Origin of the sequence: Nostoc sp. KVJ3, assembly GCF_026127265.1 — a bacterium.
Lineage (GTDB): Bacteria > Cyanobacteriota > Cyanobacteriia > Cyanobacteriales > Nostocaceae > Nostoc.
The window spans coordinates 2,126,117-2,149,717 of record NZ_WWFG01000002.1; the positions used below are offsets into that span (position 1 = coordinate 2,126,117).

Genomic DNA, 23,601 nt, shown 5'->3' on the forward strand with positions numbered 1-23,601 from the left:
CTGTGCAAGTGAACTACTCCTAGTAGCATAAAGCTGAACTAGGAGCTTCTGTAATCACGGGGGAATGCCCAAACTTAGACTTTCGCCCAAGTTTAGGACTTACCTCCCCTCCTACAGCAGAGACGGCTGAACCTTCCGCCTTTATCATTCTGATACCCTCTGCTCTTATGTTCTTCGCCGCATTCCCATCACGATCATGATGAGCATTGCAATGAGGACAAGTCCACTCACGGACATCCAATGACAACTCACTGATTTGATAAAAACAATCAGAGCAGAGTTTGGAACTGGGGAACCATCTATGAATTTCAATCAACTTCGCACCTTTGCGTTCCAGCTTATAGGCTAAGAAATTAGTAAATGTTCCCCACCCAACATCAGATATTGATTTTGCCAATTTATGATTGCGTACCATGCCTACTACATGAAGATTTTCTACTATGACAGCTTGGCTATCGCTGACCAACTTATAACTAAGTTTATGTAGAAAATCCTGCCGCGAATTACTGACTCGCTCGTACACCTTGGCAACAACTTTTCTATATCTATTCCTTGACTTACTTCCTTTCTCTTTACGTGCTAATTTTTTCTGCTTACGTTTGAGGTTTTTCTCATGTTTAGCAAGGTGTTTAGGATTATCATATTTGGAAACTTTTTCGCCGTCAGTGACGACAGCAAAGTGCTTCAAACCTAGATCAATCCCATATATCTTACCTTCTGAAATAACCGGATTTTCACCCGCAGTCGCTACAAACTCCTCTACCCCCTTTAGCGTCTGCTCATCAATTTCAGTCAGAATAGATGCAAGGTATTTGCCAGAAGGCGTTTTGCTTACAGTAACAGTTTTAATTTTCCCCTCAATCTCCCTGTGTATTTTGGCTTTGACTATCCCGATATCGCCAGGGAGCTTGACATTACCATCTACAATCAATACGTTTTGAGGATACTGGATAGACTGTTTTCCAAACTTAGATTTGAATTTAGGAAATCCAGCGCGGCTCTCAAAAAAGTTTTTGTACGCTGTGGTTAGATTTAGTGTTGTAGCCTGTAAAACTTGACTGTAACAATCAGCTAACCAAATCGTATCAACAGATTTTTTGAGCGATGGAAGAAGTGCGTTGAGCGCTGCACGGCTAAGTCCTTTCCCTGTTTCCTTATAAGTCTCAATTGACTTATTCAGAGCATAATTCCACCACCAACGAGCGCAACCAAAAGCCTGTGCTAATTGAATTTGCTGCTCAACTGACGGATATAAACGGACTTGTACAACCTTGTGTAACACTCAACATCACCTCCTTGATATCTGTACTCTACCATAAATATATATTGTGGTAAAGTAATCAAATACAATAATTAGTGGCATCTCTTACACCCCGCTTCCTTATCAACCACAGGTTGATATTAGTCGGAGGTGTTTTCGTCATCAAGAAAGCTATCCATCCCCGCCCTGTAGAGGGACGGGGAATTCCGCCGAATCTGTTAAATGATGACATATAGCCTTCAATGAGGTCATGGTGTATTTATCACATTTGATTCATCACTTATATGAACATTTTAATGCTATCTTCCACCTTTCCTTACCCACCAACGCGCGGGGGAACCCAAGTCAGAACATTTAATTTACTGAAATACCTGAGTCAACGCCATACTATTACCCTAGTGACTCAACGCGAAGGCGATGTAACAGACGCAGAAGTATCAGCATTACGTAATTATGTGGCTCATTTAGCCATTTTTGAACGCCCGCTAGATTCGGGAACCACTGGAATATTGAAGAAAATAAAGCGATTTGGTAGATTTTTACAACAAGGGACACCGCCAAGTGTACTCAATCGCTACTCACTTGAGATGCAAGCATGGATTGATAACTGGGTGGAAGCAGGGAAATGTGATGTAATTACCTGTGAGCATAGCGTCAATGAAATTTATCTGCGAGCGCATTTTCAGAAACAGCTAAAAACTATAGTTAATGTTCATAGTTCTGTATACGCTACCTGTCGTAACCAACTAGCAACAGGCATTTCGGAAAATTCCCTCAGAGACAAAATTAATCTCCCACTTTTGCGTCGTTATGAACAAAACTACTGTGCTAAGTTTTCGGCAATTGTAGCGACAACAGAAGAAGATAAAATTCAACTACAAGAATTTAACCCTAATAGTGCAATTACTGTTATTCCCAATGGCGTAGATTTAGTTTCTTTCCCCAAGCGTACTACCGATCCAGGAGGACATCGCTTAATTTTTATCGGAGCAATGGATAATTTGGCAAACATTGATGCTGTCTGCTTTTTCAGTAATGAAGTTTTGCCAGAAATCCAAAAACTTTATCCTGATACAACTTTCGATATTGTCGGTTCTCATCCGGTATCAGAAGTTTTAGCACTTAATCAAAAACCAGGAATTCATGTAATTGGGCGTGTGCCTTCGATGGTAGAATACTTGCATCTATCTACCATCTGTGTTGTACCCATGCGAACTGGGTTTGGCATTAAAAATAAAACTTTAGAAGCAATGGCAGCTGGTGTACCGATAGTGGCAAGCGATCGCGGCTTAGAAGGATTAGCTGTCGATGGTGCTAGTCATCCATTACGGGCATTACGAGCAAATAAATCGGTGGAGTACATCACCGCTATTAGTCAGCTATTTGATCGTCCACATCTACGTTCAGAATTGTCTCACAATGGCAGACAACTGGTAGAAACACAATTCACTTGGGATATCGCGGGTAAAAGCTATGAAGAAGTTTGTCTCAAGAGAGAGTAACGCTAATTCATCTAGGACTTATACAAGAGTTACGGAATGACGAACCGCAGAGGCAATAGAGTTGCCATTGCTTTGGGCGGGTTCCCCGACTTGTAGTAACTGGCGCGACACGGAGAAATGAGAGCTTGAGAGATATTTTGCGTAATATCATGTCCGGTTAAACACTTGTCATTGCGTACTCCGTTGGAGAACCCGTTCGCGAATAGCGTCTCCGAAGGAGAAGGGTACGGAGTGAAGCATAAGTCCTTCGGACACGCTTCGCGAACGCAGAGTCCTGGTGATTGCAACTCTTGGAGACGCTGCGCGTAGCAAGATCCCCGAAGGGGTACGCTCCACTTCGTTGCGATCGCAACGACATATCGTAAGTAATTTGGCGGACATGATATGAGATACTTCGCTCGCCATCAGATATTACATTTAATCATGCCTACCTCCCGATCGGCAATGTACCGGACATGATATTATGGATACTTTTCCTATTTCGCCAGCTTAAGAAAGTCAAAAAATAGATAAATTAAATCTTGCTTTCAAACTATTCTCATGTCATAATTACTATTAACTCCGGTAAACCTACTGATTTATCGTTATTTAAGGTTATACTTGAATAATTGAATTATATCTTGTTGTCTCTATAGATTTTCATCCACTAATATAACCAAATTTTAAAGTTAAAAATCAATTCCTTTTTTCTGGAAAAATTAACTTAAGCTCAGGTGAAATATGTCAAATCAAGACACAATATCTAATTGGGAACAACTGTTAGAAATTGCCCAAAAAAATACCTCTGCCCGACGAGTACGTAGACCAGGGCAATCGCCATCTACTGCTCCCATTCCTAGCAGTCTTCATAAACTGCCGCAAGATACAGAACCGCCAGTACTTCTCTATCGTGATACTAATTCTTGGTGTCCCTTTTGCGAACGAGTTTGGTTTGCTCTTGAAGAAAAAGAAATTCCCTTTGCGACAGAGTTTATTGACTTAACTAATAAGCCTAAATGGTATACAGATTTAGTTCCTACAACCCTTGTTCCAGCAGCCAAAATTGAGGGAAAGTTAGTTTATGAATCCAAAGACATTCTCTTAGCATTAGAAGAACAATTTGGGACTACCTTACTCCCTGAAAATCCAGAGGAAAACGCTGTTGCTAGGCAGTGGCTTGAAGATGCTGAAACCAATGGTGTAAGAGATATTGCCTACAAATTTCTGAGACAAGCCCCTGAAGATCCTCAAGAGTTAGCAATCTTACAAGCAGATTTTGAAGCTAAATTAGACGAGTTGGAGCAACTTCTTGGAAAGTATCCTGGCCCCTACTTTTTGTCAACATTTAGCGTAGTAGATATTACCTATAGCCCTCACTTAGATCGTTTGGCAGCTAACTTACCCGTTTATCGAGGATATCACATTAAGGGAAATCCCCGTTATCCTCGCATTAACACTTGGTTTGAAGCACTCAAACAGCGCCCTGCCTATCACCGCGTCAAATCGGATGATACCACCAACAACTTACTCTTGCGTCGTCGATGGGGTGTAACACCAATCGGCAATCCCTTACCACCAGATCCAGCTACTAGCCAAGAAATTCAATTTCGGGCAGAAGCGGCTGAGAGATTGACTGATAACCGAGAAGTTGCTTTAGGAGACATCCTCAAAAACTCCGGTGTGCAAGCATTGGCAGTCAATGGCGACACAACAACCGTTAAAGAAGCGGTTGATTTTCACCTCAGATTGCTGGCTGACTATCTCATTAATGGCAATGGCGCACCCCTACCCTGGGGGCGCGTAGGCGGCAAAGATAATGCCGATCCGATTGTGTCTGCGGTTGGAGCCATCACACTCGCATACGTGAGAAATCGCATCTGTGCGCCCCGCGATATGAGCGCTGGTGCTGCAACTGCATTCCGTGCAGCAGCAGATAAGGTTTTGGCATCTCTTTATTAGCGAATTTAGCTATCCCGGAAGAGTCTTTCCCCCAGCTGTACACCCCACCCCAACGGGGCTTGGTCATTGCGAGCGTTCGCGGAGCGTCTCGTAGAGGAGCGAAGCAATCCCAAGGGCTGTGATTGCTTCGCTTTGCTCGCAATGACGGGTTTTAGATCATTCATTTTTTGGAACACATAAATTTACCAAGGATTGCCAACCATTGTGAATCCAGCCCAATAATAAGGATGCATTAGTGATTGATCGGCAATATCTTCACCGTCAGTAGGTAAAGGTAAGTTTCCTACTATTCCCAAACCTTCCAATTGACCATTCTTGACATAAATCTGTCCTTTGGCCATAGCTACTTGAGCTTGTCTCAAGGCTTCTGCTTTAATTGAAGATTTCTTCAAGTTGTCATAAAATTTTGTCATCAATGCTGCTGTACCAGCATCATTGACTGACCAAAGACTAGCAACACTGGTTTTCACACCTGCCAGCACTGCCAAACCAGCAAATCCCAGTTCAGATTCTTCATCGCCTAATGCTGTTCTACAAGCACTCAGCACCAGCATTTCAACTTCGGGTTCATTCAAGTGCAACTGTCGTAATTGGTTCAAGCGTAACTTGTCTTCCCAGAGTTGAATATAGGAATTACTCAAAGCGCCTGTAGTAAAATCAGCATGGGTTGCCATGTGAATAATCCCAAAAGGTTGTTGACGGCGGACAGTTTTGAGATTTGCTAATGTGGCTTGCTTATCTAATAATAATTTGCCCTGCCAGAGTTTAGACAGCAATGTTGATAATTCTAGAGGAACTGCTGGTAAAGGCTCTTGTCCTTGAGTACTCTGAGAAACCCCTAGTGCTAAGACTTGAGATTTTCTAATGTCTTTATAAAGGGTGTTAGTCAAGCTAAGACTGGGCATCAAACCAATACTATATTTTTCTACCAAAAACCCCTTCCCATCGTGAAGTGCTGCCATTGGAGTTGAACGTAACCCAATGTCTGGCAAAAATACCAGATTATTGATTCCTCTTGCCTGTAAATCTGCCTCTAGTGGTGCAATAATCCAGCGATAAAGTTGTTGAGATGAGCGCAAATAACCGTTACGGCTACGATTTTGTGGACTAACAATTTGGTCACGAAATTCTTGAGCAACTTGGAGAACTTTGGCTCTGGTCGTTTCTGGGATGCGCTTGCGGATAGGATCGCCTTTTCCTGTTACTACCACTATTTCTAGTTGGTCGCTATCCTGTTCTGCTAGAGTATTCAACTGTTTAGTCAATTTTTGAGCTTTGCCTAAATTCCTCTCTGGCACAATCTCTACAGGGACAAAACTGATGTAAATAAATGCAGGTTTAACACCAGTCGCTTCCTCAATTTTGCGAGCAATGTCTTTAGCCTCATCTAGTGTTTTGATTCTAGGAGTCGGGATACCTAAATGGTTGGCAAAATCATCGGTGAATTTATCTTCGGGGAGGGGATCTGTAGTAATAACGGGATTATCAATCTTAGGATTATGGGGGATCGGTTCAACTGGTTTAGGGAGAATGCAGCCGAATGAGCAGATGGGAAGAATCCGGGGAGGAGTCTGACTGACATTGATTCTTATCTGTACGGGTGCAGAAGAGGAAACAACATCATTTGCACTAATGGCAAAGGCATTTAGTAAACCATTAGTATCAGTTGGAGGAGTGTAAACTAGAGTGTCTGTCCCAGATACGGTAGTAATGCCAGGTTTTACGGGAACACCATTCACCGTTAGAGTTCCAGCATTCAATGTATCAATCCGAATGGAGGTAATATCAGTATCAATATCGGTAACTTGTGCTGCTAGACTGGCCAAGGTAAAAGGCACTGACTGGTTAGTTTGAGTATCGGGTAGCTGAGAATTGGCAGTGAGTTGGGGAGGTGTATTTACAGAAGTGATTGTAATTCCTGCTGGGGTATTTAGTGCTGGGCCTCCATTAGGAAGTACTGGAAAACTATCGGTGGAGATAATAGAACTTCCACCATCGATCGCAGATGTTGTCCCGTTCACAGTAGAGTCACCCACTTTGAATGGAGTATTAGTTGTTCCTCCACCATGTTGAATTGCGATCGCACCGTTTTGAGCGGTAGTGCCATAACCATTACCTACAGCAATAGTAGAAATACTGCTATCTCTATCTGCATTATTCACAAAACTACCCGTCAATCTGACAGCACCAGAACCAGAGGTGCTAATTGTCACTTGACCCCCAGTGCCTGTACCATTGTTACCATATCCGAAGCCATTTAACACAATTCCCTCAGTTTTAATTGAACTGAGTGAGATGTTACTGGGTGTATTTGTAGTGTTGCTAGATGTATCGATGCGGACTGAACCACCAGTAGCGTTGCTGTTTCTGACATTGGAAATGGCGCTAGTGTCAACATTTCCCAGGCTAACAGCGCCATTGGTGCTTGTAACAGTAACATTGCCGCCTGTAGTTATGTTATTACTTTGTCCTCTAGCAATCAGATCGCTAGCAGTAATATTGTCTCTTGCAGATAAGGTGATATTACCACCATTGCCATTAGTAATAAATTGACCCTGGTTGTTAAAGAAGCTGCTACTATTGATGATTCCTAAAGACAAGCTAGCTCCTGAAATGGTGATATTTCTGCCATTGGTTCTAATGGTGTCGCCTGTCCCCATTGTAAAAGCACCTACACCATTACCATCTGCATCTGCGGTAAAAGCGATCGCACCGCCACCATTATTAACAAAATTCAACGATACCCCATTAGCGATCGCAATATTATTGGTCGCTGCCAAATTAACAGCAGCATTCTGATTTTCTAAAGCGTCTTTGGAAATTGTAAAAGTTGCTGGGGAATCGTTCTGAAAGATTTGAGGCAGAGAGGTATCTTCAGCTGCGTTAGTACCATCTACAATATTGATATCGGTTGGATCTAGCAACAAGTTACCAACAATACCATTCTTCGCACTCAGGTCAGTATTGCCACGGTAAACCAGATTCTCTTTACCCGACACTTCTGCAAAACCACCATTGCCGGAGTTAAGCCCACCACGAGCGGTAATATTGCCAGAGAATCCCGTTGTCTTGTCACTCCAAACAATTACCCGTCCACCATTTCCATTCAAATTGCTATCGGCATTAATGACGGAGTTTGAGTTTATGTAAGTATCCTCGGCGTTGGGCAAAGTCCCTTTACCTTGGTAATCGCCGCCAATTAACACAGTACCGCCGCCATTGGTTCCAGAGGCGTTGATTTTGCCATCAATCACGGCAACTTTTTTACCCAGAACACTTACTGTACCCCCTATTTGACTGGATACATCAACTTTCCCCGAAACAATGGTTGTCCCTGGTGTTGTGGGAATAGTATTGTTAGAGCTTGTTAATTTTACAGTCCCGTCAGGATTGGTTGTTAACCCAGTGTTACCAACTGTGAGTAATTCCGGTAAAGATGCAATGGGGATTGTCCAGTTATTGGGTTGCTTACTACTAGAGGCGAGGGGCTGAATTTCCAGACTCAGCAAATTTCCTGGCTGACTCAGACGCACCCAATTTTGTCCAGGTACAGATGTGACAGTAATCTGCCCTCTTGGTGCTGAAATTTGCCCGGTGTTGACCACAGTACCGCCCAATAAGGTCAAATTCTGCCCAGCACCTACTGCCAAATTTCCGGCATTTGCGATCGCTCCTGGCTGGTTTGTACTAAAGGCAAAACTATTGGGGTTTCCAACTAGATTAGCGTAGTCATTAACACCAATAGCATTGAACCAACTGCTGCCAAAGCCAATACCATTAGCTGTTGTCACCGTGAAAGCACCAGGCACATTTAAACTGGCGTTCGATCCAAAAATAAATCCGGCTGGATTCATCAAGAAGAGGTTAGCATTGCCACCTGTTACCTGAATTAAACCATTGATGACCGAGGCATTCCCACCTGTAATGCGACCAAGAATATTTTGCAGCGCTGGACTAGCTTGAAAGTTGGCGATTTGTTCAGGTGAAATCCCAAATTGTTGGAAGCTGTGGAAGAGATTAGCACCATCCCTAGAAGTTGTACCGCCAGTGATATCAATTCGATTGCCGTTAGGTGTAACAATTGTGCCTGTCCCATCGGCAGCAGGGACAATTCGTTGTGCTTGGGCTAATCCTGCACTCATGGCACTCACCAGAGGCACAACAGCTAGCACTGAAGCGGCAATGTTGTGCAGGAGAGGTTTTTTGTGCCGCAATATAAAGCGACCTGTAAGTAATTCTACATCGATTTGTAACTTATCTGCTAATCCGCGTCGCCAAAGTGCTTGAGCGATCGCCTTTGCAGACCAAAGTATTTGTTCTTTTTTTCTAGTAACAGAGATATTTTGAGAATGATTCCGGTACAAATAGAGTGGCTCTTTGACTCGTAGCACTTGGGCTACTTCTGAAAGTCTCAGACATAGGTCATAATCATAAGCACTGCAAGAGAACGATTCGTTAACACCTCCGACTCGGTCGTAAACCGATCGCCGCATCAAGCGGAAGTGAAACGTCATAAAGTTAACTAGCAGACCTACTGGGGAGTAGGGAATACTACAGCGATGACCATAACCGATAACTTTGCCATTTTGATCGATATTTAAATAGTCGGTGTAAACAAATCCCGTTTCTGGGTGATGGTTTAGAAGTGTAGCGGTTTGGGCTAGAGCGGTGGGAGCAAGGATATCATCATTATCTAATATACCGACGTAAGTGCCGCTAGTTTGGCCGATCGCTGCTTTACAAGCCGCAGCAACTCCTTGATTGTCTGCTTCCACCACCCGCACTCGCTCATCTCGTTGAGCATAAGCGTGAGCGATCGCCACCGATCCATCTGTGGAACCATTATCCCAAATCAATAACTCAAAGTTTTGCCATGTTTGCGCTAAGACACTGGCGATCGCTTCTTCAAGGTAAGACTTTCGGTTGTAATTGACGATGACAATGGAGATCAGTGGTAACATCGAAATATTCCCAAGTTTTCAACCTGTTACTACAATATAGTGCTAGAGACTATCACTGAGAAAAAGATGTGTGCTGACATATATTGACATATATTTTGAATGACTTTTTAACTCCTAAAAAGGCACAGAGTCAACAGCCTAGTCTTAAACCTAGGGCGTATTTTCAAACTGCTCGTTTAGCCTCCTAACTTTTTAGATCCCCCTAAATCCACGCCACGTGCTTCAAGTCGGGAAACCGCAAGGGCGCAGTGGCTCCCCTTAAAAAGGGGGACTTTAACAGACTCTTTGCCCCCCTTTTTAAGGGGGGTTGGGGGGATCTAAGACTTTGAAAACACGCCCTAGCCCTTTCAAGATGGGTAAAAATTTTGCTAAATAGACTCGTTTTTAACCTCTTAACTCTGTGTTCTCTGTGCCTCTGCGGTTAAAAAAAAGACTTTTTAACCGCAGAGACAATAGAGTTGCCAGTGCGCCCTTGCGGTTAAGAGACTTGTAGCAACTGGCGCGACGCAGAGAGAAAAAAGAAATTTTACAAGTCACCTTAAAAGGGTTAGTCCTAGCTTTTGTTAATTCTTTTTCATATCACGAGCCATATTCAGGAAGTAGTCGTCAATTTTGGCATTAGGACGACGGCGGTTAGTGGTAAGAAGTTTAGCAGTGTTATCCCGATTCGTTGCAATTGGCTCTTTTGCAGAAGCTTGTTTTATGCCTTGCACCGCATCAGATTCCAAGAAATAACCAGACTTAGTAAATCCGAAAAGCTTGGCAAAAAAACCAAATACATTTCCGACGAAATTGGAAACACTTTTGAATAAAACACCAAACAAGCCTTCAATACGAAGGAACAAGTTCTGAATACTTTGAGTTAGACGAAGCATGACAGCACCTTCAATCATTGCCTATTATCATTGTTACTCAATTGCGATCGCCAGATTGATGCCATAGCAAAAATCTACCAGTGGGTAGGCGTAACCCCGATATTCCCACTCTGCACCTTCAGGGTAGGAGTGCTAGATATTTTCCTGAACCAGCAAAACCGATTTAACAGGACGCTTAATAGGATTTCCATCCAAATCAACCTTCCCGTAAAAGGTTTTGCCATTGTAATAAAGCGAAGATGAACTGCCTCCATCCAGATTCATTGCTTTAGCAGCACCAAGAGTTTTCATAAAATCAGCTAGTGTTGGCAAGGATACCCCAGAGTTAGCAGGAGCCGAGGGTTTTTGAGCCACCATAACTAAAACAACGCTACCATCACGGGTGATACCGATGGCAGTCCTGGCATTGGGTTGGTTGCTGCCAAGTGCATCTCGTTTATTGGCATTATCCACAAAACCCTCTTTTACTAAAGTGAGTTCTGGTAATAGGCTTGGCCCTGCACCGATAGCATCGACTAATTGACAACCTGCTAGTGGTGACGCACCGTGCAGGACAATATCATAGCGAACAGTCTGTCCACATAAGTAACGGCGGAACTCTGTGCGATTGAAAATTTGACTCAGATAAGATTGTAAGTTGGGATTATTTACCAGGCGATCGTTTTCCTTGGGATTAGCTACCAACTTCCCTTGTCGGATGACATAGGATGTAGATTTTTGGTTCACTGGGTCAAAAAACCCTGCGTTTAAGATAGCTATGGCTCGATGCTTTTGGGCAAATTCCTCTACAGTGGCTACCTTCTGTGATAATGCTGGAGTCACCAAAAATCTGCCATTAGCTGGAACCAGTAGAATATGAGCAATGCTTTGGGGCAAAGTACGCTCAAAGTAGCGGATAGTTTTTGGTGGTGAAGATGCAACACTAGATATCGACGGTGTTGAGGAACGCAAATTAAACCACAACACCATTGCTAAACCAATTAATATCAAACCCAGTAGTTTAATTTTTCTCATTTGTAGTTAGCTCAAACAAAGTTAATCTAGTTCAGATACTTTAAGCTGAAAATAAGCGATTAACTTGAATTAGATTAATGTTTCAGCTATGAACAGTCAAGTCGCTTCGCTCCAATTAAAAATTAAAAATTATTAATTAAAAATTGCAATCAGTAGGGGCTTGAACCACCACAAGTCGCTTCGCTCCAATTAAAAATTAAAAATTATTAATTAAAAATTGAGGGGATTCTCTGAAATTTTTAATTTTTAATTTTGCATTTTTAATTCCCGAAGGGTGGGGGCTTGTACCCAAAATTAATTAATTAAAAATTATTATTATTCTTAATTCTTAATTTTTAACTTTTAATTTTTAATTAAAAAAAGGTCAACCAAAATCCGTAGTGAGTAATTTATAACAAGCCTATAGTAGTCTGTCAATAAATAATTGATGGATAAATTTCCTGAAGAGACGGCGATTTATTGCGGATTTGAGATCGGGTTGTTACTTAAAACTCTGTTTGTGAAATAAGCGAACCGATCGTATATAGCTTTGGGTTTAGGATATCTACCTGGTATGCAGATGAACCTAGTACAGTGCGGCGGAAATAAACCACCCATTCCAAATCAATGAAACCCTCATGCTGTATTCGTTTTTAATTTTTAATTTTTAATTCCGCCCTGCGGTACTAGCTGTATTGCTTTAGTTGCAAAGATTTACAATCAGTAATTATTGTTTAATAACTGTCTTAAATAGTTTTACTACCTGCTTAACTGTCTTAACTGTCTTAACTGTCTTCATCATTGTTCAATATTTAATTTAACTATCTGCTTAACTGTCTTAAGTGTCTTCTAATTGTTCAATATTTAATTTAACTATCTGTTTAAATGCTTAAGCCTACCTATTGCTTTTTTGCTATAACCATGAAAGATTGTGAGAACACCATAAATTACTAAACATTCATTTGTCATTATCTGAAATGAGTAATAATTCAAACAGACTTTTCAAATCCCCTATTTTTGGGCATAGGGAACTTGAGCTAAAAGTTACATAGTTCTTCATTTGGAATCAGAGCATTTTGTATTATTCCTTTGACACGAACCACCACAAGCAAGCGATATGTGGGGACGTAGCGCGATTGGTGAAGATGCTCATCAACTGCCAGTTCATCTCAGCCACGAAATGAAGACAGCAAGAAGACTCCAGAGGAGGTTACGCGCAGATCATGCAACCCTTTGAACTGCCAGAATTTTATATGCCTTGGCCCGCGCGGTTGAACCCAAACCTGGAAGCGGCGCGGGTGCATTCCAAAGATTGGGCATACCAGATGGGGATACTTGGCTCACCAGAGGAAGCCGAAAGCTCCCCTATTTGGGACGAGCGTACATTTGATGCCCACGATTACGCCTTGCTTTGCTCCTATACCCATCCAGATGCGCCAGGGACGGAGCTTGACTTAGTAACCGACTGGTACGTTTGGGTGTTCTTCTTTGACGATCACTTTCTAGAAATCTATAAGCGCACCCAAGATATGGCAGGTGCGAAAGAGTATCTCAACCGACTGCCGGCGTTTATGCCGATATACCCCATCGACACCCTACCAGTTCCTACCAACCCTGTGGAACGTGGTTTGGGCGACCTGTGGTCTCGCACCGCATTCACCAAGTCTGCGAATTGGCGGCTCCGGTTCTTTGAGAGTACCAAGAACCTCCTCGAAGAATCTTTGTGGGAACTCGCTAATATCAACCAGGATCGGGTTGCCAACCCCATTGAGTACATTGAGATGCGTCGTAAGGTTGGTGGCGCACCGTGGTCGGCGGATCTTGTCGAACACGCGGTATTTGTTGAAATTCCGGCTGAAATCGCCAAAACTCGACCGATGCGTGTACTGAAAGACACATTTGCCGATGGCGTGCATCTTCGCAACGATCTGTTCTCTTACCAGAGAGAAGTAGAGGATGAAGGCGAGAACGCTAACTGTGTCTTGGTCTTGGAGCAATTCCTGAATGTGAGTACGCAGGAGGCGGCTAACCTGACTAATGAACTGCTGACCTCTCGGTTACAGCAGTTCGACAACACCGCCATTACTGAACTGCACCCTCTCTTTGAGGAGCATGGACTAGACCCTGTGGCTCGTGTGAATGTTCTGTTATATATCAAAGGACTTCAGGACTGGCAGTCGGGAGGTCATGAGTGGCATTTGAGGTCGAGCCGCTACATGAACAAGGGAGGGGACAATTCCTCGCTACTTCTAGGTGGGCCTACTGGATTGGGCACATCGGCTGCACGGATTAGTTCATTATACAGTGCTTTGGGTTTAGGAAGGTTCAAGAGCTTTACTCATGTTCCATACCAGCATGTGGGGCCAGTGACACTGCCGAAGTTTTATATGCCGTTCACTACAAGTTTGAATCCCCATCTAAATGCTGCGCGGCAACATTCCAAGGAATGGGCCCGCCAAATGGGGATGCTGGACTCACTACCTGGTATTCCTGAAGCCACAATCTGGGATGACCACAAGTTCGATGTTGCTGACGTGGCCTTATGTGGCGCGTTAATCCATCCCAATGCGTCGGGGCCTGAACTAAATCTGACGGCGGGTTGGCTGGTTTGGGGAACTTATGCCGATGATTACTTCCCAGCGCTCTATGGGCACAGTCGCAACATGGCGGGTGCGAAAGTGTTCAACGCTCGATTGTCGGCGTTTATGCCTCTCGATTCCAGCCCCGTCCCAGACCCGACCAACCCAGTGGAACGGGGCTTGGCCGATCTGTGGTCTCGTACAGCTGGCCCCATGTCAGCAAATGCGCGAGGTCAGTTTCGCCGGGCGATCGAGGACATGACCGAAAGCTGGTTATGGGAACTGGCCAATCAGATCCAAAATCGGATTCCAGACCCCATAGATTATGTTGAGATGCGCCGTAAGACCTTTGGCTCGGATCTCACTATGAGCCTGTCTCGACTAGCTCAGGGCGACGAGATCCCCAGGATATCTATCGGACGCGATCGATGCGCCAGTTGGATAATTCCGCCGCCGACTTTGCCTGTTTGACCAACGACATCTTCTCTTACCAGAAAGAAATAGAATTCGAGGGCGAACTCAATAATGGCGTGCTGGTTGTTCAGCAATTCCTCAACTGCGATCTGCCGCTGGCTGTCGAGGTTGTCAACAACTTGATGACCTATCGGGCCCGCCAGTTTGAACACATCGTAGCTACTGAACTGCCAGCCCTCTTCGACGATTTCGATCTGGATACAAGTACCCGCGAGAAACTGTACGGATACGTCGAGAAACTCCAGCAGTGGATGTGCGGTGTCCTCAAGTGGCATATAACGGTGGATCGCTATAAGGAATTTGAATTGCGTAATAGTTCGGCAGAAGGACGACTGCCCAGTGGCCCCACAGGGCTAGGCACTTCGGCGGCACGGATCAGATCGTTGGTTAGTGTAGGGGGTTTAAGTTTAGTACTCGGTCAAGTAGGGTCGGGTTATTTTGCTGGTGAATAGAGTTTGGTAGTGTGAGTCCAAAGTCATAAGTTCCGTTAGAGGTAGCAAGGCGTTTAGCCTGTCCTGAGTGCCGACTTAAAAGACCCTCATAAGAGGCGGAGCATATACCAAAAGCACTCAAGATTCAGCACTGAGTTTTGTAAAGTCGTTTTGTTAGTAAAGAGTAGAGGGTTAGGTTATGACAGAATCCATCGAGTCGAATTTAGATGTTGAGAGTGGGCAACCCCAGCTGAGTTTAAGTACCGCAGCTGCACGTAATTTGGCGACGACGACCAAATCTGCACCGCAGATGCAGAGCATTACCTCGCGGTGGTTGTTGAAGATGTTGCCGTGGGTGCAAACGAAGGGTGGCACTTATCGGGTGAACCGTCGGTTAACCTATACCATTGGCGATGGGCGCGTGACTTTTACCAACACCGGAGCCGAGGTACAGGTGATTCCCCAAGAACTTGGTGAGTTGCCATTACTGCGAGGGTTTGACGACGTTAATGTGTTGAACGCCTTGGCGGGTCGCTTTGTTCAGCAAGAGTTCGCACCTGGTGACATCATTGTGGAGTTAGGTCAGCCAGCCAATCAGATTTTCCTAATCGCTCACGGCAAAGTCAACCAGATTGGTATTGGCAAGTATGATGAGCAGACCGTATTGGGTGTATTAGCCGACGGTGACTATTTTGGCGATCGCACCTTGCTAGAGCCTGAAAGCAATTGGAAATACACAGTTCAAGCACTCACCCGAACCACGGTATTGGTGCTACCACAACAAGCGTTTCGAGAACTGCTTAACCAGTCACAGTCATTGCAAGCTCAAGTCGATCGCTTCAGAAGTCTCCCAGAACAAGAACAAAACGAATACGGGGAAGCTGCCATTGAGGTTACATCAGGGTACATCGGAGAGCTTGAGTTACCAGGAACCTTTGTAGATTACGAACTCTCGCCCCGCGAATATGAGTTGAGCGTGGCTCAAACCGTGTTGCGGGTACATACTCGTGTCGCGGATTTGTACAATGAACCGATGAATCAAACCGAACAACAATTGCGGTTGACTATCGAGGCATTGCGAGAACGTCAAGAAAGCGAATTGATCAACAACCGCAACTTCGGGTTGCTGCACAACGCCGATTTCAAACAGCGCATTTACACCCGCAACGGGCCACCTACTCCCGACGATCTCGATGAACTGCTGGCTACTGTATGGAAAGAGCCGGGATTTTTCCTAGCACACCCCCGCACCATCGCCGCCTTCGGTCGGGAATGCAATCGTCTTGGCGTTTACCCACAAAGTATTGACCTGGGTGGCCACCGCGTACCTGCTTGGCGGGGTATACCTATCTTCCCCTGCAACAAGATCCCCATTACCAATGCCCGCACCAGTTCCATCCTCTTGCTTCGTACAGGTGTGGAAAAACAAGGGGTAATTGGCTTACATCAAACTGGTATCCCAGACGAATATCAACCCAGCCTGTCCGTTCGATTTATGGGTATTAGCGAAAAGGCTATCCTCTCCTACCTGATCACCGCCTACTACTCCGCAGCTGTCCTCGTTCCTGACGCACTCGGTATCCTCGAAGACGTGCAAATCGGACTCTGAAGATTATTGCCGAATTTTGGATTGAAAGATTCAAAATTCCAGGATTTACGCAAAATCATGAAAAAACGAACCGCAAAGGACGCAAAGGACACAAAGAAATAAGAGTTTCAGAGAGTTTTTGCGTAAGTCCTAAATTCAAAATTTAAATGTGTCTTTTCGCGCAGTCAACTTAGAGACAGGGCAATAGAATTCGCGGCTACACAAACTCTCGTCCGCCGATCGCGACTAATGGAACTCAAATATTTTTGAGGGCAAAATAAGCCTAAAACCCATACAGGGAAAGGGAAATACACCAAATCACCAAAAATGGCTGAAACCCAGATATATCAACAAACAAAGCAGAACGATGTCAAAGTGTATCTGTATATAGATTTGAGGCGATTTTTGGGGTGTTGTTTTGTCTTAAGAAAAAATTGAGTGTTTGAAACCCACCTGCGTGGGTTTTGCTTGTGTAGAGAAGCCAGTGCGTTGGGCGGGCAATGCCCGACTTTTTCGCGCAGCGTCTCCGACAGGAGAAGCAACTGGCGCGCGGTTTCTAACCGCCTTTTGTTAGTAACTAGAGAGTGAGGATGAGGTGATGACAGAATCTATCGAGTCAAATTTGGATGTTGAGGGTGGGCAACCCCAGCTGAGTTTAAGTACCGCAGCTGCGCGTAATTTGGCGAAGACGACCAAATCTGCACCGCAGATGCAGAGCATTACCTCGCGGTGGTTGTTGAAGATGTTGCCGTGGGTGCAGACGAAGGGTGGCACTTATCGGGTGAACCGTCGGTCAACCTATACCTTTGGCGATGGGCGTGTGACTTTTACCAACACCGGGGAGGAGGTGCGGGTGATTCCCCAGGAACTTGGTGAGTTACCATTGCTGCGAGAATTTGACGATGTTGAGGTGTTGAACGCCTTGGCGAGTCGATTTGTTCAACAGGAGTTCGCACCAGGTGACATCATAGTACAGTCAGGCCAGCCAGCCAATCAGCTTTTTTTGATTGCTCATGGGAAGGTGAACAAGATTGGTGTTGGCAAGTATGATGAGCAACCTGTGTTGGGTGTATTAGCCGATGGTGATTATTTTGGCGATCGCACCTTGGTAGACTCCCAGAGCAATTGGCAGTTTACAATCAAGGCTCTGACCCGAACCACGGTATTGGCACTACCACAACAGGCGTTTCGGGAACTGCTCAACCAGTCAGAGGCATTGCAGACTCACATCGATCGCTTCAGAACTCGCCCACAAGTCCCACAGAACAAGTATGGTGAAGCTGCGATCGCGTTAGCTTCGGGGCATATTGGGGAGACTGAGTTACCGGGAACCTTTGTAGATTACGAACTTTCGCCCCGTGAATATGAATTGAGTGTTGCCCAAACCGTTTTACGGGTGCATACTCGCGTCGCCGATTTGTATAACGAACCGATGAACCAGATCGAACAACAACTGCGGCTGACTATCGAGGCATTGCGGGAACGTCAAGAACATGAGTTAATCAATAATCGCGAATTCGGCTTGCTACACAACGCCGACCTCAAACAACGCATCTACACCCGCAACGGCCCACCCACCCCTGACGACCTCGATGAACTGCTGACTCGGCGGCGGAAGTCAAAATTCTTCCTGGCACACCCCCGCACCATCGCCGCCTTTGGTCGGGAGTGCAACCGCCTCGGCATTTATCCAGAAAGCATTGACCTGGATGGCAGCATGGTGACTACTTGGCGAAGCGTACCTATTCTTCCCTGTAACAAAATTCCTATTACTGATACTCAGACTAGCTCCATCCTTGTACTCCGCACGGGAGAGGAAGATCAAGGCGTTATCGGCTTACATCAGACTGGTATCCCCGACGAACATCAACCCAGCTTGTCTGTCCGATTCATGGGCATTAGTGAAAAGGCTATCATCTCATACCTTGTCACCGCCTACTACTCCGCAGCTGTTCTCGTCCCTGATGCACTCGGCATCCTCGAAGATGTCGAAATTGGACACTGAAGGAGGCGGAGCATCTTATCAATCTACTTAGGGATAAGTACTCAAACAAAATTAATTACACAATATCATTGCGAATGGAGCGTAAAGCCTTCGGCATAGCTTCGCTTAACGCGGTAGCGTCTCGTAGAGATAGCGAAATGAAGCAATTGCGGGGGCTGGGATTGCTTCGCTCGCAATGACTGTAATTAATTCTGCATGGTTACTTAGCAAAATTAATTAACCATTTCCTGTAACTGATTCTAAGTCTGGAGACAGCGAATGTGTGTCTCTGAATGTTGAGGCAGGTAAGTAGACTGTAAATTGAGTACCTCTGCCTACCTGACTGTAAACATTGACAAAACCACCATGATTATTGATGATGCCCAACGCCGTGGAAAGTCCTAAACCTGTACCTTTCCCTATCTCTTTGGTGGTGTAAAATGGTTCAAAAATCCGTTTCTGGACTTCCGACGACATCCCCGTACCAGTATCTGTGATCACGATCGCAATATAAGAACCCACTTTAGCATCAATATTGATTTGGGCAGAATGTTCACCAATCACCAAATTTTCCGCCGCAATCCTCAGTATACCGCCATTGGGCATAGCATCACGGGCGTTGATTACTAAATTTATCAGCACCTGATGCAGTTGAGTTGTGTCTCCACGGACATACCACAGATTTTTAGGGATATCTATTTGGCAGATGATGGATTTGGGGAACGTTTGAGCGATAATTTGCTCCATTTCTGCCATCAAAGGCTGAATTTGCACAATTGTCCGTTTGCTTTCAATACCCCGTGCAAAAGATAACACTTGCTTGAGCAAGTTAGCGCCGCGTTTAACATTATTTTCTAGCGTTTGCAGTATTTTCTGACTCTGGGAATCGGGCAATTTCTTCTGCAACAGTTGAACTGACATTAAAATTGGCGATAGTATATTGTTGAGATCGTGGGCGATACCGCCAGCTAACGTACCGATACTCTCCAAACGTTGCGATCGCAGAAGTTGAGCTTCCAGTTGTTTCTGCTGAGTAATCTCGGTATTCACACTCAAAATGGATTTGGGTTGTCCACTATTATGTCGGATCAGTGTCCACCGACTTTCAACGATAATTACTTTTCCTTCCCTTGTCAGTTGATGCAACTCTCCCCGCCACTCACCTGTATTCATCACCTGCAAGTAAGCATCTTCTAGTTGCGGTGAAATCTCTTTATACAAAAGTTGCAAAACATTCTTATCCACAACTTCCTCAGCCTTCCATCCGTAAAGACGTTCAGCACCTTGATTCCAAAATAAAACTTGATTGTGGATATTTCGTACCAAAATCGCGTCAGTTGATACATCCAGTAGTGCCGCTTGTTCGCGGATTTTCTGTTCTGCCTGTTTTTGCTGGGTTATATCTCGCATCACTGCCAAATGGATAAACGTACCATCAAATTCGTTAGGCAGTGGTACAGCATGAGTTTCCATGTAGCGGCGAGTGCCTTTAAAGCCAATGATTTCAAATTCTAAAGTACCTTTATTCCCTTGGCAGATACTTTTATGCAAGTCGGCAAAAGCTGCTCTATATTCTGGCACAATTACGGCATCAATTGGTTTACCAATCAATACATCAGCACTTTTCACTTCCATTATTGCCAATCCATAGGCATTAATTTCTAAAAGGGTACCATCCCTGGCAATTAACTTGATGCATTCTGGTTCTGCATCTATCATCGCTCGTAAACGATTTTCGCTTTGGCGTAGGGCCAGTTCTGTCTGCTGAAGTTGCCTGATATAACGCCATAACAAATCATACAGCAGCACCACCAGCACTAAATCCAGAATAGCAGCGATAAAAAATGTCACTATTGCCTTTTGAGAACTTGCTTGTGACTCCTGCATTTCCTGGCGTAATAAATTTTGCTCCACTTCTAAAGAGTCATCAATTATCTGTTGGATTTCTTTGGCAATTTTCTTGTCTCTACCAGATAAGATTAACAGCCTAGCTGCTTCTAATCCTTGGTTTTGTCTGAGGTAAATTTCTTGTTGCAGAATGTTGAGCCAGTTGGTAATTTTCGGTTCCAGTATAGAAATCCATTGCTGTTTTTGATGGTTATTAGCAGTTAAATTAGTGAGAATCTGAATATTATTATTAGTTTTTTGAGCAACTGTAAGATAGGTTTTCAAGTCATCCGCATCTGCTGTAATTAAATAATTACGTTGTGCTGTTTCAGTATCTTTGAGGGCAGATTTGATACTTTCAACTTGGGTAATAACTTTGTATGAGGATGTCACCCATTGCTGGTTGTGAATCAGCTTAACAGTGTTGCTATATGAGACTATAGCATTAGTCAAAATAACTGCTAATGCTAGGATGAATATTGCTTTCAGCCTTTGAACTCGATACCCTTTTTTGATCATGCGATCGCCCTTTCTATCGCAAATGACCTCCATGAGTTAAGATTGGAGATTAAAAACAAATACTGATAATATTTTAGGAATTTTGATAACACGGGTAACAAAATACAATCTTTTAGAGTTGTAAATATCTGGATTTTTTGGGATGATGATTTATACATAATAGTCACAAATAAATCCGCTAGTTTTTAATATAAATTCATTTCCAGTAGTATAACCAATGCACTTTGGAATCATCAAAAAACAAATCGCATTCGCGCAGCGTCTCGCAAAGAAGAACGCGGTTCGTTAAAAAAATGACTTTGGCAAATAACTGTGTAGCCAAGCCAGTGCGGTATTCTCTACGAAACGCTGCATCAACACGAATATAGCGGTTCTCATTTATGTGAGGTACACCCGTAGGGCAATTCATGAATTGCCCCTACGGATGACTTGACATGATTCAAACAATATGTTAATAATTATAGTTTGTGGAAACTTTACTTCTTAATATAAGCTCTTGGCTAACGTCATTGTCATAGGTGCCCAATGGGGCGATGAAGGAAAAGGTAAAATAACTGACTTACTCAGTCGTTCCGCAGATGTTGTGGTTCGTTACCAAGGGGGTGTCAATGCTGGACACACAATTGTAGTCAAAGGTCAAACCTTTAAGCTGCACTTGATTCCCTCTGGTATTTTGTATCCAAATACCGATTGCATTATCGGTTGTGGAACAGTCATCGATCCACAAATTTTGATCGCAGAAATCGACCAACTAAAAGAATTAAATATTTCCACTGACCACCTGCTGATATCTGAGACAGCCCACGTAACGATGCCTTATCATCGGTTGATTGACCAGGCATCCGAAGAACGACGGGGAAGCTATAAGATCGGCACAACAGGTCGGGGCATTGGGCCGACTTATGCTGACAAATCTGAACGGACTGGCATTCGGGTTTTAGATTTAATGGATCCGGATGGGCTACGCGAGCAGTTAGAGTGGACGATTAATTATAAAAACGTCATTTTAGAAAAGCTTTACAACTTGCCGCCTCTAAATGCACAAGAGGTAATTGAGGAGTATTTGGGCTATGCAGAACGTTTGCGGCCTCACGTTGTTGATACATCGTTAAAAATATCCGATGCAATTGGGCGACGGCGCAATATTTTGTTCGAAGGCGCACAAGGTACGCTCCTTGACTTAGATCATGGAACTTATCCCTATGTCACCTCCTCTAACCCTGTGGCGGGTGGGGCTTGCGTTGGCACAGGGGTAGGGCCGACAACGATTGATCGGGTAATTGGGGTGTCGAAAGCCTATACAACACGGGTGGGAGAGGGGCCATTTCCCACAGAATTGGATGGAGAGTTGGGAGAATTGTTGTGCGATCGCGGTGCCGAATTTGGCACAACCACCGGACGCAAACGACGCTGTGGCTGGTTTGATGCGGTCATTGGTCGCTATGCCGTGCGGATTAACGGCATGGATTGCATGGCGCTCACCAAACTGGATGTCCTCGATGAATTAGAGGAAATTAAAGTTTGCGTAGCTTATGACATAGATGGTCAACGCAGCGAACACTTCCCTACCAGTTCTCGTCGATTTGCTAGATGTCGCCCCATCTACAAAACCTTACCAGGCTGGAAAGTGTCAACAACCCACTGCCGCACCCTGGAAGACTTGCCACAGCAAGCACTGGACTATCTAAAATTCCTCGCCGAATTAATGGAAGTCCCGATTGCGATCGTCTCACTAGGAGCAAGCCGCGATCAAACCATAATCGTAGAAGACCCCATCCACGGGCCAAAACGCGCTTTATTGAAAGCCGATGGCACACCTGCTACCTTGCTAAGTGCTTAGTTAAAAGTTAAGAGTTAAAAGTGAATAGTTAAGAGTTAAAAATCAAGAGTGAACAGTGAGTAATTAACTCCTAACTCCTAACTCCTAACTCCTAACTTTTAACTTCTAACTCCTACACTCTAATTAACAACTAACAACTTCTATGGCTATTACAGTTGAATCTCAAAAACGTCCAGAAGGCAGCAAGCCAAGAGCTTTGCGCCGTTCTGGATTGATACCTGGAAATTTGTACGGTCATAAAGGTACAGAATCCATTTCTTTGACCATTGATGCTAAAACTGTTGAGCGTTTGCTCAAAAAAGTTTCAGTCAACAATACATTGATTGAATTAAACATTGCTGATGCACCTTGGCGCGGCAAAACCCTACTACGGGAACTTCAGATTCATCCAGCAAAAGGTACACCCTACCACCTCAGCTTTTTCGCGGTTGCTGGTCACGGCGACACCACTGTAGAAGTACGGCTGCGTTTTGTGGGCAATGCTGTTGGTGTTAAACAAGATGGTGGTGTGTTAGACACCGTAATCACCGAATTGCAAGTAAGTTGTGCGCCAGAAAACATCCCAGATGTAATTGAAATCGATGTCACTAACCTGCAAATTGGAGACAGTTTGAGTATTAGTGATATACCCTTTCCTGAAGGTGTTACACCTCTAGCTGAATCGGAAAGACTTGTTGTGAGCGTTTTGCCACCGCAAATTAGTGCTGAAGATGCTGGCACAGAAACTGAAACAGCTTCTTAAGCTAAGTAAACTATGTAATAATTTTTG

At 44.2% G+C, this 23,601-nt stretch carries 13 protein-coding genes and 1 pseudogene; 8 read left to right on the plus strand and 6 right to left on the minus strand.

Annotated features, from left to right (window positions below; genetic code table 11):
* Positions 1–19: 19 nt before the first annotated feature.
* The gene (locus tag GTQ43_RS25080; RefSeq protein WP_265275419.1) at positions 20–1,282 is read right to left on the minus strand and encodes a transposase; all 1,263 of its coding nucleotides are present in this window, start codon (positions 1,280–1,282) and stop codon (positions 20–22) included.
* 263 nt (positions 1,283–1,545) lie between these two features.
* On the opposite strand from GTQ43_RS25080, the gene GTQ43_RS25085 reads away from it, so the two are divergent.
* Together GTQ43_RS25085 and GTQ43_RS25090 are read left to right on the plus strand one after the other, a co-directional pair.
* The gene (locus tag GTQ43_RS25085; RefSeq protein ID WP_265275420.1) at positions 1,546–2,763 is read left to right on the plus strand and encodes a glycosyltransferase family 4 protein; all 1,218 of its coding nucleotides are present in this window, start codon (positions 1,546–1,548) and stop codon (positions 2,761–2,763) included.
* Between the two features lie 720 nt (positions 2,764–3,483).
* A complete protein-coding gene (locus GTQ43_RS25090) occupies positions 3,484–4,701 on the plus strand; it encodes a glutathione S-transferase family protein (protein WP_265275421.1) in 1,218 nt (405 codons plus the stop codon).
* Between the two features lie 182 nt (positions 4,702–4,883).
* Here the strand turns inward: GTQ43_RS25090 and GTQ43_RS25095 are convergent, their stop codons facing one another.
* From GTQ43_RS25095 to GTQ43_RS25105, 3 genes are all read right to left on the minus strand, one after another.
* Positions 4,884–9,662 carry a CHAT domain-containing protein gene (locus GTQ43_RS25095; protein WP_265275422.1) on the minus strand — a complete coding sequence of 1,593 codons (4,779 nt, stop codon included), beginning with the start codon at positions 9,660–9,662 and terminating at the stop codon, positions 4,884–4,886.
* Positions 9,663–10,225: 563 nt separating this feature from the next.
* Positions 10,226–10,555, minus strand: a complete 330-nt coding sequence (locus GTQ43_RS25100; protein ID WP_265275423.1) for a threonine dehydratase — start codon at positions 10,553–10,555, stop codon at positions 10,226–10,228.
* 114 nt (positions 10,556–10,669) lie between these two features.
* Positions 10,670–11,551 carry a phosphodiester glycosidase family protein gene (locus GTQ43_RS25105; protein WP_265275424.1) on the minus strand — a complete coding sequence of 294 codons (882 nt, stop codon included), beginning with the start codon at positions 11,549–11,551 and terminating at the stop codon, positions 10,670–10,672.
* 1,304 nt (positions 11,552–12,855) lie between these two features.
* Here GTQ43_RS25105 and GTQ43_RS25110 point away from each other — a divergent pair.
* The 4 genes and pseudogenes from GTQ43_RS25110 to GTQ43_RS25125 all read left to right on the plus strand — a co-directional run.
* Positions 12,856–14,663 (plus strand): annotated as a pseudogene (locus GTQ43_RS25110) (terpene synthase family protein); the annotation flags it as partial.
* A gap of 42 nt (positions 14,664–14,705) precedes the next feature.
* Positions 14,706–15,035 carry a hypothetical protein gene (locus GTQ43_RS25115; protein ID WP_265276596.1) on the plus strand — a complete coding sequence of 110 codons (330 nt, stop codon included), beginning with the start codon at positions 14,706–14,708 and terminating at the stop codon, positions 15,033–15,035.
* A gap of 178 nt (positions 15,036–15,213) precedes the next feature.
* Positions 15,214–16,623 carry a family 2B encapsulin nanocompartment shell protein gene (locus GTQ43_RS25120; protein ID WP_265275425.1) on the plus strand — a complete coding sequence of 470 codons (1,410 nt, stop codon included), beginning with the start codon at positions 15,214–15,216 and terminating at the stop codon, positions 16,621–16,623.
* 577 nt (positions 16,624–17,200) lie between these two features.
* Positions 17,201–18,607, plus strand: coding sequence for a family 2B encapsulin nanocompartment shell protein (locus GTQ43_RS25125; protein WP_265275426.1), 1,407 nt, complete (start codon positions 17,201–17,203; stop codon positions 18,605–18,607).
* 216 nt (positions 18,608–18,823) lie between these two features.
* Here GTQ43_RS25125 and GTQ43_RS25130 read toward each other — a convergent pair whose 3' ends face one another.
* On the minus strand, positions 18,824–21,025 hold the full coding sequence (locus tag GTQ43_RS25130; protein ID WP_265275427.1) for a PAS domain S-box protein: 2,202 nt from the start codon (positions 21,023–21,025) through the stop codon (positions 18,824–18,826).
* A 163-nt stretch (positions 21,026–21,188) separates the two neighbouring features.
* Complete coding sequence (locus tag GTQ43_RS25135) at positions 21,189–21,401, minus strand: hypothetical protein (protein WP_265275428.1); 213 nt, start codon at positions 21,399–21,401, stop codon at positions 21,189–21,191.
* A gap of 87 nt (positions 21,402–21,488) precedes the next feature.
* Between GTQ43_RS25135 and GTQ43_RS25140 the strand changes: the two genes are divergently transcribed.
* Entirely contained in the window at positions 21,489–22,832 is a 1,344-nt protein-coding gene (locus GTQ43_RS25140; protein WP_265275429.1) for an adenylosuccinate synthase, read from the plus strand.
* Positions 22,833–22,974: 142 nt separating this feature from the next.
* The gene (locus tag GTQ43_RS25145) at positions 22,975–23,574 is read left to right on the plus strand and encodes a 50S ribosomal protein L25/general stress protein Ctc (protein WP_265275430.1); all 600 of its coding nucleotides are present in this window, start codon (positions 22,975–22,977) and stop codon (positions 23,572–23,574) included.
* Positions 23,575–23,601: the final 27 nt, after the last annotated feature.

Excerpts from the sequence above, each read along its gene's own strand:
- GTQ43_RS25085 (WP_265275420.1), top strand. The coding sequence starts at position 1,546 with ATGAACATTTTAATGCTATCTTCCACCTTTCCTTACCCACCAACGCGC.
- GTQ43_RS25090 (WP_265275421.1), top strand. The coding sequence starts at position 3,484 with ATGTCAAATCAAGACACAATATCTAATTGGGAACAACTGTTAGAAATT.
- GTQ43_RS25095 (WP_265275422.1), bottom strand. The coding sequence starts at position 9,662 with ATGTTACCACTGATCTCCATTGTCATCGTCAATTACAACCGAAAGTCT.
- GTQ43_RS25100 (WP_265275423.1), bottom strand. The coding sequence starts at position 10,555 with ATGATTGAAGGTGCTGTCATGCTTCGTCTAACTCAAAGTATTCAGAAC.
- GTQ43_RS25105 (WP_265275424.1), bottom strand. The coding sequence starts at position 11,551 with ATGAGAAAAATTAAACTACTGGGTTTGATATTAATTGGTTTAGCAATG.
- GTQ43_RS25115 (WP_265276596.1), top strand. The coding sequence starts at position 14,706 with ATGACCTATCGGGCCCGCCAGTTTGAACACATCGTAGCTACTGAACTG.
- GTQ43_RS25120 (WP_265275425.1), top strand. The coding sequence starts at position 15,214 with ATGACAGAATCCATCGAGTCGAATTTAGATGTTGAGAGTGGGCAACCC.
- GTQ43_RS25125 (WP_265275426.1), top strand. The coding sequence starts at position 17,201 with ATGACAGAATCTATCGAGTCAAATTTGGATGTTGAGGGTGGGCAACCC.
- GTQ43_RS25130 (WP_265275427.1), bottom strand. The coding sequence starts at position 21,025 with ATGGAGGTCATTTGCGATAGAAAGGGCGATCGCATGATCAAAAAAGGG.
- GTQ43_RS25135 (WP_265275428.1), bottom strand. The coding sequence starts at position 21,401 with ATGAATTGCCCTACGGGTGTACCTCACATAAATGAGAACCGCTATATT.
- GTQ43_RS25145 (WP_265275430.1), top strand. The coding sequence starts at position 22,975 with ATGGCTATTACAGTTGAATCTCAAAAACGTCCAGAAGGCAGCAAGCCA.